13 protein-coding genes are annotated in these 15,242 nt (G+C 50.8%); 3 read left to right on the forward strand and 10 right to left on the reverse strand.

The features are described 5' to 3' along the window. Window positions 1–36 precede the first annotated feature (36 nt). The 10 genes from P9H32_RS04275 to P9H32_RS04320 all read right to left on the reverse strand — a co-directional run bounded on the left by P9H32_RS04275 (window position 37) and on the right by P9H32_RS04320 (window position 13,476). On the reverse strand, window positions 37–1,482 hold the full coding sequence (locus P9H32_RS04275) for an alpha-L-fucosidase (RefSeq protein ID WP_322607637.1): 1,446 nt from the start codon (window positions 1,480–1,482) through the stop codon (window positions 37–39). A 232-nt stretch (window positions 1,483–1,714) separates the two neighbouring features. Next, on the reverse strand, window positions 1,715–3,205 hold the full coding sequence (locus P9H32_RS04280; RefSeq protein WP_322607638.1) for a sulfatase: 1,491 nt from the start codon (window positions 3,203–3,205) through the stop codon (window positions 1,715–1,717). 8 nt (window positions 3,206–3,213) lie between these two features. Continuing rightward, a complete protein-coding gene (locus tag P9H32_RS04285) occupies window positions 3,214–4,827 on the reverse strand; it encodes a sulfatase family protein (RefSeq protein ID WP_322607639.1) in 1,614 nt (537 codons plus the stop codon). Window positions 4,828–4,908: 81 nt separating this feature from the next. Further along, window positions 4,909–6,480, reverse strand: a complete 1,572-nt coding sequence (locus P9H32_RS04290) for an alpha-L-fucosidase (protein WP_322607640.1) — start codon at window positions 6,478–6,480, stop codon at window positions 4,909–4,911. Between the two features lie 265 nt (window positions 6,481–6,745). Beyond that, window positions 6,746–7,924, reverse strand: coding sequence for a hypothetical protein (locus P9H32_RS04295; protein ID WP_322607641.1), 1,179 nt, complete (start codon window positions 7,922–7,924; stop codon window positions 6,746–6,748). 35 nt (window positions 7,925–7,959) lie between these two features. Continuing rightward, window positions 7,960–9,192 (reverse strand): glycoside hydrolase family protein, encoded by a 1,233-nt coding sequence (locus P9H32_RS04300; RefSeq protein ID WP_322607642.1) that lies wholly within the window; start codon window positions 9,190–9,192, stop codon window positions 7,960–7,962. Between the two features lie 210 nt (window positions 9,193–9,402). Further along, a complete protein-coding gene (locus P9H32_RS04305) occupies window positions 9,403–10,776 on the reverse strand; it encodes a sulfatase (protein WP_322607643.1) in 1,374 nt (457 codons plus the stop codon). Window positions 10,777–10,877: 101 nt separating this feature from the next. Further along, window positions 10,878–12,395, reverse strand: coding sequence for an alpha-L-fucosidase (locus tag P9H32_RS04310; protein WP_322607644.1), 1,518 nt, complete (start codon window positions 12,393–12,395; stop codon window positions 10,878–10,880). Window positions 12,396–12,460: 65 nt separating this feature from the next. Next, window positions 12,461–12,697 carry a hypothetical protein gene (locus P9H32_RS04315; RefSeq protein ID WP_322607645.1) on the reverse strand — a complete coding sequence of 79 codons (237 nt, stop codon included), beginning with the start codon at window positions 12,695–12,697 and terminating at the stop codon, window positions 12,461–12,463. 134 nt (window positions 12,698–12,831) lie between these two features. After that, window positions 12,832–13,476 carry a redox-sensing transcriptional repressor Rex gene (locus P9H32_RS04320; RefSeq protein ID WP_322607646.1) on the reverse strand — a complete coding sequence of 215 codons (645 nt, stop codon included), beginning with the start codon at window positions 13,474–13,476 and terminating at the stop codon, window positions 12,832–12,834. 319 nt (window positions 13,477–13,795) lie between these two features. Between P9H32_RS04320 and P9H32_RS04325 the strand changes: the two genes are divergently transcribed. From P9H32_RS04325 to P9H32_RS04335, 3 genes are read left to right on the forward strand one after another with little or no spacing between them, the layout of a single operon-like run. Next, window positions 13,796–14,278 carry an NADH-quinone oxidoreductase subunit NuoE family protein gene (locus P9H32_RS04325; RefSeq protein ID WP_322607647.1) on the forward strand — a complete coding sequence of 161 codons (483 nt, stop codon included), beginning with the start codon at window positions 13,796–13,798 and terminating at the stop codon, window positions 14,276–14,278. A gap of 3 nt (window positions 14,279–14,281) precedes the next feature. After that, the gene (locus P9H32_RS04330; protein WP_322607648.1) at window positions 14,282–14,818 is read left to right on the forward strand and encodes an ATP-binding protein; all 537 of its coding nucleotides are present in this window, start codon (window positions 14,282–14,284) and stop codon (window positions 14,816–14,818) included. Between the two features lie 25 nt (window positions 14,819–14,843). Next, complete coding sequence (locus P9H32_RS04335; protein ID WP_322607649.1) at window positions 14,844–15,242, forward strand: (2Fe-2S) ferredoxin domain-containing protein; 399 nt, start codon at window positions 14,844–14,846, stop codon at window positions 15,240–15,242.

Genomic DNA, 15,242 nt, shown 5'->3' on the forward strand with positions numbered 1-15,242 from the left:
TATGTGCATCAGACGACACAGCAAATCCATCGTCACTTAATACGTTATAAAAGTCAGTTCTGCGATCATCGGCGGGCGACTGGCTTTCAATATCGTCAACCGATATTTCTGAGCCGTGACATCCGCGAAGGTTGCATTGACATTGTTTCCGATGCTTTCCTGACGCTTGACCAGCAGCTTCCACTCACCATTCACCAACGCCTCAATTTTATAAGCCTCGGTTCCCCTGCGATATTCACCGCAAACCACCCGGTTAAACGTCATCGGTTTTCCAAAATCCAGCTCAACCCAGCGTTCCTGATCGTCTTTGGCAAATTGCCAGCGGGTAAACAGATCGGCATCCAGTACATTTTGTGCAGCATAGTCCGGTCCGCTGATGCTGGATGCGGTGGCCGTAATTCCCTGATGCACGGGGTGCATCTCCGGCAGCGATTTAAGCGGAGCAGAAAGCTGAACGGCCTGACCGATTTCCGCCAGGCGTTTAATCACAGCATCATCCAGCACCCCTCTATCATTCGGAGCGGCATTCAGCAGATAGTTACAGGTTCGTGCATTGGCAAAGTTCAGTTCGTCGACCACCTCTTCAGTGGGTTTTAACGGTCCTTCTTCATCACCGGGCCGCCAGAACCATTTTGGTTGCAACGTCGGTCCCTGTTGCGACGGAATCGAGTTATCGAACGGACAGTGCTGACCGTGCGTCGCTTCATAGTGCACCACCTGGGTCACACTCAGATCCGTTTTACAACTGTGGTTGATCACCAGACAATCCGGCTGGATCGAATGAATATGATCGGCCAGCACATCGTATGGAAGTTCTTCAAAAGTCGGGCTTTTGCCCCATTTGGACCCCCAGCCGTCAATCACAATGCAGAGCACGTCACCATAATTGGTCAACAGCTCCGTGAGCTGATCTTTGGTATACTGAATTTTTGCGGGCGTAATGCGGCCGGCTTCGATTTTATGCTGACGATCCCAGACGGAAAAATAGAGGCCGACCTTCATTCCCCGCTTTCGGAAGGCGTCGGCATATTTTTTCACGATGTCATCTTTATAGTCGCTGCTGGCAATATCATATTCTGTCACCGCCGAATCCCACAGACAAAAGCCGTCATGGTGCTTTGTCGTGAATACTGCATAATTCATTTTGGCTGATTTTGCAGCTTCGGCCCACTGCTCACAATCCAGCTCAGAGGGAATAAACGTTTTCGGGTCCACATTCCATTCAGCCCATCCGCCATGCCCCTGATAAGTGCTCATACCGTAATGGATAAACATCCCGAATTTAAGGTTCAGAAAAGAGAGGACGGGCTCCGACTCTTCCACTTTACCCCCGGCACTCTCTGCTCCGAGCTCATCCGTCATAGCCGTTACTACATTCGGACGAGAAACGGCTATAGCCGTTTGCACACTTACACCGATCAGGCAAAGCACTGTTTTTTTCACATACATACTGTGTGGTGGCCCCTTCTCTCGCAGATTCAATTTCTTATCCTCTCCCACAAAACCACAGAGACCGTCCCCAGACATTCCGGCATTGAACCGGATTGGCATGATCCGGAAAAAGCAGAGCCGTTCGGTTATCATGCGTGCCCGCCCGAAAACCGGCATACGCATCAGAAACAGATCTAAACACAACGAAAAATGCACCCGACAAAACGGACATAGGGGGAATAATCGTGCTGAAACAGTTCACATGTACCTTTTTCATTCCGATCTAATCCTTCGACGGTTTCTTTTTTGCGCGAGCAGCCCGGGCAGCGGCAACCGCCTTTTTCTTATCGGCATGCTCCCGCGTTACCGCACCTTGATAGCCCACTTTCACACGCCGTTTCTCCAGGGCGGTTTTCATGATTTCAAGTTCCTCTTTGTATTCTGGATTATCCGCCAGATTCGTGAATTCCCCCGGATCATTTTTGAGGTCATAGAGTTCACATCCGCTGTCACCGAACCCCCATTGCGTATAGCGCCAGTCCGCAGTTCGCAGACTTTCGCCGCCGCCTTCCGCAACCGTAAAGACCGCCTGTTTTTTCCAATCGTCGGAAGCAGCATCTTTCAGCAGCGGCAACAGGCTTGTGCCCTGAATGCTTTCCGGCGGCGTCAATCCCGCCAGCTCCACCAAGGTTGGATACAGGTCAACCAGCTCCGCAAACTGCATGGACTTCCGCCCATGCTGCTCCTTCAGCCAGGGCACGCTGATGATAAACGGCACGCGCGTGCACTCTTCAAAGAGGTGGCGTTTCTGGAACTTGTGATGATCGCCGACGTGATAACCGTGGTCACTCGCAAACACGATGATTGTATTGTCGGTCAACCCGGCTTCATCCAGTGCATCCAGCACTTTGCCCACCTGCGCATCCATATAGGAAATGCTGGCATAATAAGCTTCCAGCAAACCGCGATGAAGCTCCGGTGTTGTGATACCCATTGCTTCCGCAGTTTGATCGTTTTGAATCACTTCCGGCAGATCATCCAGATCATCCAGATCATCCTCCGGAGCAAACGGAATGGTGAGCGAAGTGCGCTCGTAGAGATCAAAATATTTTTGCGGAGCAATCAGCGGCACATGCGGACGAACAAATCCGACCCCCAGGAAGAAGGGTTTATTCGGTTCCAATGTCTGGATCATTTCCACTGCGCGATCAGCCGCCATGCCGTCCGCATAGCTGGAATCCCCTTCAGTTCCATACACCGCCGCAAAACGCTGCGATCCGCTCTTTTTCGGGGACCAGTTAATTTCAGGCCCCGGATTTTTGGCGCACGTAATATTGATGGCGGCGTCCCACGATTCCGGATCATCATCTCTGGCGGTTCCTTTGCGGATTTCGACCGGAATACCCATGTGATAAATCTTGCTGACGCGCGCCGTGTAGTATCCGTTACGACGAAACAACTGCGGCAGCGTTACTGTATCCGGCACGGTTTTCCGGAAATGGGTAAAGTTGAGCAGCACATTATTCCTGTAGGGATAGAGCCCCGTCATCATCGAAGCGCGAGACGGCCCGCACAACGGGAACTGGCAATAAGCGCGATCAAACTGCACCCCGCGCACCGCCAGCCGGTCGAGATGAGGTGTTTTACAATCCACATGCCCGTACCCGCTGAGCGCGGTGTTCAGATCATCCGACATAATCAGCAGAACATTCGGTTTTGCAGCAAGGGAACTCAGCCCCATTCCGCAAAGCAGGATAATCAGCAGTTCTTTCATGGTCGTTTCTATTTTGATTTGGTTTTGCCTTTTTTAGCCAGTTTGTTCGACATCCGGATTGAAAATCCGCGCTGTTCCGGCGAGTAGTCCCAGTATTCGTTGATCACCTGATTGCAGGCAAATTTTTTATCATCTTCACCCAGCTCCGCGCGGCGCTCTTTCAACTGCTTTTTCAGATCAGCAATGACCGCTGCATATTCCGGGTTATCGTAGACATTGTTATCCTCGGTCGGGTCGGCCTTCAGATCGTACAGCTCCCACGACGGCGGAGTGCTCGGAGCACTCTCGTCGGTCTTGCATCCATAAAACTGAATCAGCTTATAGCGCTTCGTTCGGATTGCAATGCAGCCGGGCACAAACAGCTGCTTCATGTGCATCCAATAATGATAATAGGCCGCCTTTTTCCAATCATTGGATTCTTCACCCGTCTCCAGAATGGAACGGAAACTTTTGCCGTGCATGTAGCTCGGTGTCGCCACGCCTGCATAATCAAGCAAGGTCGGCGCATAATCGATATTCTCCACGATCGCATCCGAACGGCCGGGTTTGATGCTTTTCGGATAGTGCACAATAAACGGCATGCGCATGCCTTCCTCATAGGGCCAGCGTTTGTCAATCAGGTCATGTTCGCCCAAATAGAAACCCTGATCTCCCGTATAGAAGATAATCGTATTCTCATAGAGCCCTTCCGACTTCAAATAATTGAGCACACGATTGAGGTTGTCGTCCACCCCCTTCACGCAACGTAGGTAAGCCTTCAGGTATTCCTGATAGGCCGCCCCCTGAAGCTCTTCATCATTCATCGACAGATCGAGTTTCGCAGCCCAGGGCCATCTTTTTTTCGGCTCCACATTATTAAATCTGGGATGACGTCGGCCCACCGATGCGCCCAGCAAACGATCCAGTTCATTGTTATGGCCGCGCGAACCGACTGATCCAAAGTTCTTGCGGTCACGCAGATTTCCAGGCTCTGGAATTGTTACATCCTGCAGATAGCCTTCATAACGCGGAGCATACTCAAACTTTCCGTGCGGCGCCTTGAAGTGCAGCATCAGGAAAAAGGGTTTATCTGTATCGCGTATCGTCTTAAACCAATCCAATGCAGAATCCGCAATCAGATCGCTGCAGTGCCCTTCCATCTTCACGGTTCCATCAGCAACCTTGAATGTCGGATCAAAATAATCCCCCTGCTTCGGGAGCACCTTAAAATAGTCAAAGGCATCAGGCCGGGCGACCAGATGCCACTTCCCGATCACCGCAGTTTGATATCCAGCCGCCTTCATTTCGTGCGCCAGATACTGCCGCTCCGGCGGAAGCGGATCGTTGAGGATCGTGCAGCCGTTCATGGCACTGCTCTGCCCGGTGAGGATGGATGCGCGGCTCGGGGTGCAGATCGAATTTTGGCAGAATGCGTTTTCCATCACCACACCAGCATCAGCAAGGGCATCGATGGTCGGGCACGGATTTAAATAGGCCAGACGGCTGTTATACGCCGCGATCGCCTGTGCCGCATGATCATCCGACATCACAAACAGAATATTCGGCTTATCCCCACCGAGCACCACAGAGGCACACAGGATACCGCTTAAAACCGCTATATTAATTTTTGCCGCAAACAGCATGCACCACGCTCATCTCTAATCCTAAATCCCCGCAACAAAACTGCTTGAGCGGTTTGATTGGCAAACCGCTCATGACCTTGACTATTCAGGCACGCCGGGATAAAGAACCCGCTCCAGCTCGCCCTCAACTTCAATCTTGAATGCAAGCGCCACATCGTTCGGCAGCGGCACCGGGTGATAAATCAGCAGCCAATCATCTCCGCGCTCATATTCAACGGGGCCATATCCCAGCAGTTCTACCGACTTGATTTTATTTTCCGAGCCCACCTGCATCTCGTTACGCAAAGACGTGATGCGGGTCCGCCCGTAATACGGAACCTTCAGTTGAATCGCATACAGAGTGCTTTTTCCTTTTGTCGTGAAGCGGATATCAGAATCATCATAAAGGTCAGCGTTAATACGCAGATAACGTTTCGTATCAGGCCCGTCCCAGAGAATAATATTGTCTTCCTCACTCATGTGCCCTTCACCCTGGACCTTTGCCCATGGGCGGGTTCCATAAATGGCTTCCCCATTCTGCCTGAGCCATTTTCCGATCCCCTTGAGCTGCGCAACCTGCTCCGGATCAAACGAGCCGTCCGGACGCGGGCACAGCGAAAGAAGCAGCCCGCCATTATTGGCCACGGCATGACACAAACGACGAATCATGTGGTCTGCGGTGTGATACCGGATCCCATGCCACCAGGACCAGCCGCGATCCGTGCACGCCGGATAATCATCATTCCAGGGCCAATCGACAAACATCGGACGCTGAAATCCCCGTTCATAGCTGTAGGTTCCAATATATTCCCCAAACTGGGCAAATTTGTTGTGAACAACGACCTCTTTGCCTTCATCAATTCCCATGTTGTAGTAGTGGGAAATAATTTCATAGGGAGTTTCATTCTGTGCACTGCCGTCAAACCAGATGCTGTCGGGTTTGTACTTATCGAGAAACTCCAGCGTAATATCCAGGCGGCGCTGTGTGAAGGTGTCGTCGCCGATCATCCAGAAATATTTATCCCGGTTTTCCTGCAGCATCACATCGGCATTTTCTTTGCGCTTTCGAGAGCCATCGACGTAGCGCTTCCAATGTTTTTTTGTGCGCGAATGATGGAACGTAGCCACACTCTTCATTCCGCGTTTCTCCACTTCCGGCAACAGCTCAGCCACGAGGTCTCGTTCTGGCCCCAGCTTTCCGGCGCAGTAATCGGTATACGCACTGTCCCACATCAGATAGCCGTCATGGTGCACCACGCAAAGTCCTGCATATTTCGCGCCGGCCTCCTGCATGAGATCCGCCCATTCCGACGCGTCAAATTTGTCGGCCTTGAAGTTCCGGCAGAGATCGAGATAGCCATGTCCCTCTTCCACCGGGCCATAGCGTTTTTCGAGCGCCAATCGAAATGGATTATCCTTCGACTTATAGAATTGGGAATAACCGACCAGATAGGTCCCGCCGTTCTGCGGATATTCCTTGATCTCTTCCCACGTGCCGATTTCAGAATACGGTCCCCAATGAACATAGATCCCGAACTTGGCATCCTGCAGCCATTCAGGAACTTCATGCTGTCTGATCGACTCCAACGTCGGCTCATAGTTGCCCGCGGCATTCGCCGTTCCGGCGCAAAGTGTCAGTGCCGCAAACGGCACCATAATCATTCCCTTTTTCATTTCTGTTCTCCATTCCTGTTAATCATCAAAACCCATCATCTGTTGTTTTTATGCAACACCCGTTCAAGCTCGCCCTCAATCGGAATTCTGAAAACCCGCGCCGCCTTGTTCGGCCGCTTTTCAGGGAGTTGAATCTCCACACACCTATTCAACCGGTCCATGTCCCTGCAATTCGATCGAATGAATCCGGTTGACGGAAACCACTCTTATTTTTTTGAAAGCGAGTTAATGCGCATGATGCTGTCGCCGGTCACATATCTCTCGGCTATCGAACACCGTTTTCGGAAATCATTTTTTTCATATATGCATCCGTCACGATATCCGGATCGTCAAAAGGAAAACCCTTCCGTTCAATGGTCGCCTTATCATCAATAACAATCCACTCTACCGGCGCAACCTTGACCGCACCCGATGACGCACCGGTGGAAAACTTATTTCTTCCGTAACCCGGCATGACACCAACCTTTTTCTGCAGGCTTTCCGGGAGAAACTGCACGTTATTCATCTTCCGTTCAAACGTGCGGAACTGACTGCCGTGATCATCGTAGTGAGCAGTAATCTTTCCTTTGATCAAAACGTTTTCGAATTTCCCATCCCCTTTTCCGCTGCTGGCCAGAACCGCCCATTGACAGCCATACGACGTTATATCCTTGATCACCGCTTTTCCGTTAACCGTACTTTTGGGGGCAATCAGAACGGCGGACCGACCGTGCCGTCCGATAATATTTTCGGCCTGCAGATTCTGAATACCAATGGGTGCCGTCGCGGAACCCTGCTCGAGCCGAAGAGTAAATCCCCCCTGCCCATCCAGATTACGGGCAATAATATTCACCCCTCCCTGCATCTGCAGCAGCCCCCAGCCGGGACCCGCTCCCGTCATGGAGATATTTTCAATCGTTCCATCCCGGGCCGTGTTCTGCGTCATGATTGTTGAAAAGCGGGTATCCTTTTCCTCGATAAAAAGATTGGCAATCCGGAAGTTGGTTACCTCCTTCGCGCCCACAGCACGAAAGGAATGCTGATCCGGATGATTCGGATCTCCATCCACGGCAATCACCGCTTTTTCTGAAGGAGATGCCCCGGCAATACTCACATTCTCTCCCGTCAGACTGAACACGTTGGCCCCCCGCACCGACATATCTTTCCTGATCCGAACCCCGGGCTCCATACGGATATGCACATTGGACGGAACCACAATCCCGCCCATAAGGTATTCTTCATCACTCGACCTTATCCGGATAATCCCTTTTTTTCCGGGCAGGGAATCAATGGTCTCCTGGAACCGCTGAGAATCGCTTCCGGGTTGGTTTACAAACGTGATGGTCTTGAGTTCATCAAAACCATCCGGCTCAACATATCCCGCCAAAACCGGCGTGGTAATCGAAATCGCAGCAACCGCAAGAACCGTTTTCCAGACAACGGGTATTCCATATTTATTATTCATATCCAAACTCCCTCAGGGCTCACTGCTTCTGTTATTCAGTCCAAAGTATCTTTCTTTTCAGCCATCCTGTTCCCGGCATCGGAAAACAGCACATCCTCCCGCCGGATGACCGGGGGATGCCCGACAAACCCCTCATAGGTGACTTTCTCCACCTTGATCGTGTCACCATAAAGCAGAACGCCCGTCACCGAAGGACCGCGACAGACCTGCCCCCAGCTTTCCGTTTTCTTCCGGATATAATTACGGGTGGCTTCCGGCAGATAGCGGATATCCTTCGTCTTAAGTTGCGCGTGGGTTCCAAAAACCGCATGAATGTTTTTCACACAGGTTCCCGGTGCAAATTTCCCGGGCTTCAGACCGGATGTACGTTGTTTTTTCGACACAAAGCCATCGCTGCCTTTCATCGCAAAAGCGCAGCCTTCTGCCCGGATACCGTCAGCCACCACCACGCCATTATTCATGGAATGGGGACCCAGCAGCAGCGCGGCATACCCATCCTTGCACTGGATGTCTTTAGCCGTGATATCCCACAGGCCGCCATACTGCTTGTCGTTCATTTCTTTTTCCCCGGTTGCAAGGCGAAGCGTAACCCCCCCCTCTCCCGAAAGATTTTCAAAATAAACTGACCGGCCCGCCTGCGCCTGAATCAGGCCATAGCCATATTGTGCTCCCGTCACGCTCCCGTTATGAATTGCGCCATTTTCCGGCATGGCATAGAGCGCAGGCCGCTCAAGATATGGATTCAGGCTGATGCTACTGAAAACCGACAGATTGTCTTTGATATGAAAATTCTCGATCAGAAAATTTTCCACATTGCAGATCACAAGGAACTTCGCCCGCACCCCGCCGCCCGGCATCTCCACAGTAAATTTTCCATCCGCACCGCGAATACTCGTGTTTGCAATCCGCCCCGCGCCCATCCCCATGGTGAAGATAACCGCGCCCTTACGCGATTTATTCAGAACGGGATAAAGAACGGCATCTTTGCTGATAAACAGATGTACATTCGACTCCAGCTTAACCCCGGCCAATCGGTATTTCCCCGCCGGGATATCAATACGTCCGCCACCCTGCCCGGCCAGATCGTCAATCGCCTGCTGAAGTTCGGCACTGTCATCTGCAGTTCCGCGGCCATCGACACCATAGTCCGTCCGCAGGTTTACGGATAAACCATCGGGAAGAAGCGTTTCCGTATAAGCCGCATACACCCTTTCGGTTTGTCCCCAGAAGAACAATCCCGCAACCAGAGCGTAAAGCCATGTTTTCATATGTGCTCCATGTTAAACCATCGATAGATGGCTAACATTGGAACACGAACCACGATTCAAATCAAAACACAGGGGTTGTAGTCCTTACCCCGCTCATACTACGAGATATTGTAGCAAATCAGCTATACGGACATATACTCCCGCAGCCCCCGCTTCATTCGGAACACGCTGTTGACATGGGAGCAATTTAAATCTGAAACAGGGCAATCCCTATTGGAAACCGGAATACTGCTCAACGTCCATTTCCTTTTCCCACGCCTTGAGCTTTTCAACCAGCTCCTGAACCTTTTCAGGATTCTTCGCGGCGAGATCATTCTGCTCAACGCGATCCGTCTTCAGGTTATACAGCGCCGTTTTCCCGCTGCGGTACCCCAGCAGTTTCCAATCGCCTTCGCGGACGGATGCGTAGAGATCCTCATAAGCGCGATAGCCGTAGATCGGCTCGTTGCGCTTCAGCGTGCTGTTCTCCCGGATTACAGGCAGCAGCGAAACCCCATCAAGATCGGGATAAACAGCCGGATTGCCGCCGGCAATTTCAACAAAAGTTGGGAACAGGTCCGCCGTCTGAACAATACTGTCGTTCCGGACACCGGCCGGTGCAACGCCCGGCCAGCTGACAATAAACGGAACGCGCGCACCGCCTTCGCAAAGGGTATCGACACGTTTTCCGCCACGATACGGAGCCCATTCATACAGACTGCCCTGATCCGAGGTGAAAACAATAACAGTGTTTTTATCCATCCCTTTCGCCTCGAGTGCGGCGCGGATACGGCCGATCGACTCATCGACCGCCGCCACCTGCGCAGCATACTGCACCCGCTTGGGTTCATCTTTCAGCCCCGGACGGTTTTCGAACTTCCGAACCAGGTCTTTTCTTCCAATGTTCGGAGAATGAACGTTGTAGTACCACATGGAAACCATCAGCGGCTGCTTCTGATCCCAGCCCTCGATGAACGTCACCAGTTCGTCCGTCAAACGATCGGTCAGATAGGTTTCGGAATCTGCTTCATCCAGGATATCGGTATCTCTGAAATAGTCCGGATAATAATTATTGGGCGAACCGTGATCCGTGGTGCCGACCTGGCGGTCAAACCCCTGATCAACCGGATAAAATCCTTCTTCACCGATATGCCATTTACCGAGAAACAGGTTGTAGTAACCCAGCTCTTTAAGTGCCTCCGCATAAGAGACCTGTTCCAGATCCACCCAGTTTTTGCTCGGAAAGCGGGCCGGATCCGTCGGCAGTAAATGGTGAGACGGGCGACCCTGCTCATCATAAATCAGCTGAATACCCTTTTTGGTGTCGGTGCGAACATGACGCACCATTTTCAACCGTGCGGGATGTTTTCCGGTCAGCAAAGTAGCCCGGCTCGGACTGCAGACCGGCCCGGCAACGTAGCCCTGCTGAAAATCAATACCATCCTTTGCCAGCTGATCAATATTCGGAGTTTCGAACAGATCCGGATTGCGGTAACCGAGATTATTCCATCCCAGATCGTCCACAAAAAACAAAACGATATTGGGCTTTTCCGCAGCCATCGCAACGCCGGCGGCTATCATAAAATATGCGATCCATTTTTTCATCTCACTTCCCCTTCGCTTTCATTGTATTCTTTTTCACCATCGTTCTGCACATCGCAGTTCAACCTCAGCAGGGTCAGCACCGCGTGCTTTATCAAATGCGTCTACTCATCGCTGAATGATTTGTAGTTAATGCGGAATACGTATGCCGCTTCACAGGGTTTATCTCCCTGAACCTGAATGGCCAGCCCTTGGGGCGTCTGCTTCCAGACGACCGCTCCACCACTGATGAATTCCACCGTTTTAACAGGGCGGGATTCGAGCGGATTACCGGCTGCCAGAGAAGTAATATTGAACGCGCCATCTTCCGGCCAGCCCAGCGAAATAGCATAAAGCGTATCTCCTTTTTGCGTAAAACGGATATCGGCAGATACGTTGTCTGCATTCTCTTGTTCGGAATGATGCCCTGCACTGATTTTCGTCGGTCCTTCCCCATAAATTTTCCAGGGTCTGGAACCGTAAATGGCTTCGCCATTCAATTTCAGCCACGCCCCCATTTCGCGGAGAATGGCTTTATCCTCCTCCGGAATAGTGCCATCGGCTTTCGGGCCGATGTTAAGCAGAAGACAGCCGTTTTTGCTGACGATATCAATCAGTTCATCCAATAGATAATCAGACGTTTTATATTGCTCACCTTGAATATACCCCCATGAAAATTTGCCCACTGCAGTGTCGGTCTGCCACGGAAGTTTCCTGATTTCACTCATGCGGCCTCGTTCGATATCGAGCACGATCAGATCTTCGGGAAAAGACGCGTTCTTCATATTTTTATCCTGAAAAACCACCCCTTTCTTCCAATCGATCCCTTTGTTGTAGTAGTAAGCCAAAATACGTTTATGCATGGAATCCCAGCCGGGTTTGTCGAGACCGAAGTCAAACCAGAGAAGGTCGGGCTCATATTGATCGATTATATCGGTAGTGCGATTCCACCAGAGCTCCATGAATTCTCTGGACGGTTTTGAGCCGCGCTCAATCTTTTTCCAATAGAGATCCTGATAGTGCGGATCATTGGTATCCCAGCCCGGATCTTTTTTACTGAAATACCCACGATGATTCGCAAAATGCGAAGAGACTCCGAACTTAAGACCGGCCTTGCGGGTGGCATCGGCCAGCTCACGCATCGTGTCGCGCTTCGGGCCCATATTCACCACATTCCAGCGGGTATATTTTGAATCATACATCGCAAAACCATCGTGATGTTCTGCCACGGGCACCACATATTTTGCCCCTGCATCGTTAAACAGATTAACCCATTCCGTTGCATCAAATTTTTCTGCTTTGAACAAAGGAATAAAATCCTTGTAGCCAAATGCAGAAAGATCGCCATAGGTTTTTATATGATGGCTGTAGATGTCCATGCCATTGCGCTCGCCCCGTGTGGGGTAATACATATATTTGGGGTATTTCTCGCTGCCATAAGCCGGAACGGAATAAGGCCCCCAATGCAGAAATATGCCGAACTTCGCATCGCGAAACCATTCCGGGCATTGGTAATGGCTGCGGATCGAATCCCAGTCCGGCTCCATTTTGGAAGCCGGCTTTTCCAAGGGCCCTCCACCTCCGAACACCGGGACCGACAACAGACTTAAGCCATAAATCGCAACGATCATTTTTTTCATCATTCACTCCCTGCCGCATCCCGAAGCCCGCGGTTCAGATCAAACGTAATGCAAATCTTTCTCTACGCTTATGAACCGATATTCCAGTAGAACACCATCACGCAGTTTTTGAACGGATTTGTATTCAATATCCTGATTTGCCGCAGATGCCCTTTTCTTCCGATTTCCAAATAGTTCAGCGAAAACGCATCCTTCATTTTGACCGCAATCTTAATCCGATCAGAACGCTCCACGCCCCGGACCGGCAATCGCCCGTCTTCCCACTCGTTACGTTTGGGATTAGCGAAAATGGACACATTGTCCATCTTTTCACCTTCGCTCTGGATTTCAAACCGAACCGTATTCTGCGTTAACGGCCTCGATATCCCCTGAGTAAAAGCGTCTCTTCGAAATATTCATTAATCACTTCTGCCCGAAACCAACCTCATAAACTAACGCACTATTTTTCATCTGTTTTCGCCGAATGAATCTCGGCAAAGTGAATATTGTAAAAGAGATTTTCGATTTCCTGCTCGATATTAATGTTGTGAATCAGGAAATCTTCGTCGCTTTTCAGCACAATCGGCGAAAAATTAATGACACCGCTGCAACAGGTTTTTTTCAGGGTTTCCACCATACTCTGGGCAGAGGGTTCGGGCACAGTCAAGGCGGCGACCTTAATTTTGTTGGCATCAATGAATTCGCGAATCCGTTTAATATGGAAAATCGGAATGGGTGCTTCGGCATCGAGTACCCGGGGATCGGAATCAAACGCAGCCACAACACGAATTCCAACCCTTGGAAATCCGTTATGATTCATCAGGGCCTGACCCAGTTTCCCGCAGCCGATAATCACGATCTTCTGTTTTTTATCTTTTCCGAGCAGCACATTGAGCCGGGCAACGACATCGTCAATCCGATACCCTCCGCGCTTATTCCCCGTGATATTGAACATCGAAAAATCTTTCCGCACCAACGACGCTGACACCCCGCAGGCATCGGCCAGATTATCGGAAAACACCTTCACCAACCCCAAAGCCTTCATTTTGCGCATCACATTACGGTATTTCGCCAGACGCCGGATGACTTCCTGATTTCCAACCATTGGAAACTCCATTTATTGTTATTTGTATAACTTAAACTGCCAATTAGATGACTTGTTTTTGTAATTAATATTACCGGAATATTGTATAAACAACGTCAAAGGCATTTTTTTTATTTACCTACTACCCACCAGTCTTTATTGCTCAGACCTTAGAACAAGAATGCGGCAGTGCTCTTGAGATGGGGTCTCAGGAAGCACCATGAACCGGGGGGTTCAAGCCGGGGCTGACAACCAGGGAATCAGCAGAACGCTGAATACGGGACTAGCCAGGGGAAGATCTTTTTAACGTACGAACAGACGCTACTGGAGGGTGGAGACGATGACTGTTACTGCTGAAGAAAAAATGCTTACACCGGCCATCGACGCATTTATTGCGAAATGGAAGGAAAAGCCGGGCAACCTGATTATGGTCCTGCACCGCGTTCAAGAGGAGTTCGGCTACATTCCGCGACAGGCCGCCTTTGAAGTGGCCGAAGCCCTGGACATTCCGGTGGCGAAAATCTACGGCGTCATCACCTTCTATCACTTTTTCAAACTCACCAAACCCGGTCGAAACCGGATTGCGGTCTGCATGGGCACGGCCTGCTACCTTAAAGGCGGACAGGATTTGATTGAAGAATGCGAGCGCATCCTCGGCGTCGGCCTCAACACCGTGACCGAAGACGGTGAGTTCTCGGTGGAAGCGGTCCGCTGCATCGGTTGCTGCGGTCTCGCCCCGGTACTCACGGTGAACGGCGAAGTTTTCGGCAATGTCGACACCAAAGGCATGAAGAAAATCATCGAACAGTTCGAAGGGAAATAGACCGTGCACGCCAGCGTCTGTGATCTGATTACCGATTTGGTCCAGAACGCGATCGAGGCGCATGCGGAAGAGATCATGCTGAACGTCGAAGAGACGGAAAAAAATATTAAAGTCGTCATTCAGGACAACGGAAAAGGTATGAGTGCGGAAACACTGGAAAAAGCCAAAAACCCGTTCTGGTCGGACGGGAAACACCGGCACCGCAAAGTGGGCCTCGGCCTCCCCTTTCTTTTCCAAACGGTGGATATGACGGACGGATCGGCGGAGATCCAATCAGAAGAAGGAGTCGGAACCACAGTGACCTTCAATCTTGATCCTCAACATGTGGACCTTCCAATGTTTGGAAATTTTGTATCCACCGCCGTCTCGCTGATGACTTACGAATTTGATGGAAACCTGACCGTGCAGCACAGCAGAAACAGCAGGAGTTATTCGGTCAGTAAAAACGATCTGACCGATGCTCTGGGCAACCTGAACAACCTGGAAAACATGGTCCTTCTCAAACAGTTTATACAAAGCAACGAAGAGGAACTCCGATAGGACTTTTCAACGAAAGGTGGGAACAATGGCTAAAATGACACTGGATGAATTGCGCAGCCTGCGGGATTCAAAGAAAAAAGAGATGACGCAGCGCGATGGGGATAAAACGGCACAGATTGTGGTCGGCATGGGGACCTGCGGGATTGCGGCCGGAGCAAAAGAAGCCTTCGATGCCTTTCTCGATGAACTCGATAACCATGATGTGAAAAACACCCGTATCACACAGACCGGCTGCATGGGCCTCTGCTTTTCCGAGCCGACCGTGGAGGTTGCGGTTCCGGACATGCCGCGCGTGATCTATGGCAACGTTGATGCCGATGTGGCCCGCCGTATTGTTAAAGAACACATCATCGGAAAAGCGCTGGTTTCCGATCATATCTTCGACAAACCGGCGAAGGACATCATTGACGGGGAGACGAAATAA

Source organism: Pontiella agarivorans (assembly GCF_034531395.1).
GTDB lineage: Bacteria > Verrucomicrobiota > Kiritimatiellia > Kiritimatiellales > Pontiellaceae > Pontiella > Pontiella agarivorans.

Excerpts from the sequence above, each read along its gene's own strand:
- P9H32_RS04305 (WP_322607643.1), bottom strand. The coding sequence starts at position 10,776 with ATGAAAAAATGGATCGCATATTTTATGATAGCCGCCGGCGTTGCGATG.
- P9H32_RS04325 (WP_322607647.1), top strand. The coding sequence starts at position 13,796 with ATGACTGTTACTGCTGAAGAAAAAATGCTTACACCGGCCATCGACGCA.
- P9H32_RS04335 (WP_322607649.1), top strand. The coding sequence starts at position 14,844 with ATGGCTAAAATGACACTGGATGAATTGCGCAGCCTGCGGGATTCAAAG.
- P9H32_RS04315 (WP_322607645.1), bottom strand. The coding sequence starts at position 12,697 with ATGGACAATGTGTCCATTTTCGCTAATCCCAAACGTAACGAGTGGGAA.
- P9H32_RS04280 (WP_322607638.1), bottom strand. The coding sequence starts at position 3,205 with ATGAAAGAACTGCTGATTATCCTGCTTTGCGGAATGGGGCTGAGTTCC.
- P9H32_RS04285 (WP_322607639.1), bottom strand. The coding sequence starts at position 4,827 with ATGCTGTTTGCGGCAAAAATTAATATAGCGGTTTTAAGCGGTATCCTG.
- P9H32_RS04290 (WP_322607640.1), bottom strand. The coding sequence starts at position 6,480 with ATGAAAAAGGGAATGATTATGGTGCCGTTTGCGGCACTGACACTTTGC.
- P9H32_RS04300 (WP_322607642.1), bottom strand. The coding sequence starts at position 9,192 with ATGAAAACATGGCTTTACGCTCTGGTTGCGGGATTGTTCTTCTGGGGA.
- P9H32_RS04295 (WP_322607641.1), bottom strand. The coding sequence starts at position 7,924 with ATGAATAATAAATATGGAATACCCGTTGTCTGGAAAACGGTTCTTGCG.
- P9H32_RS04320 (WP_322607646.1), bottom strand. The coding sequence starts at position 13,476 with ATGGTTGGAAATCAGGAAGTCATCCGGCGTCTGGCGAAATACCGTAAT.
- P9H32_RS04310 (WP_322607644.1), bottom strand. The coding sequence starts at position 12,395 with ATGATGAAAAAAATGATCGTTGCGATTTATGGCTTAAGTCTGTTGTCG.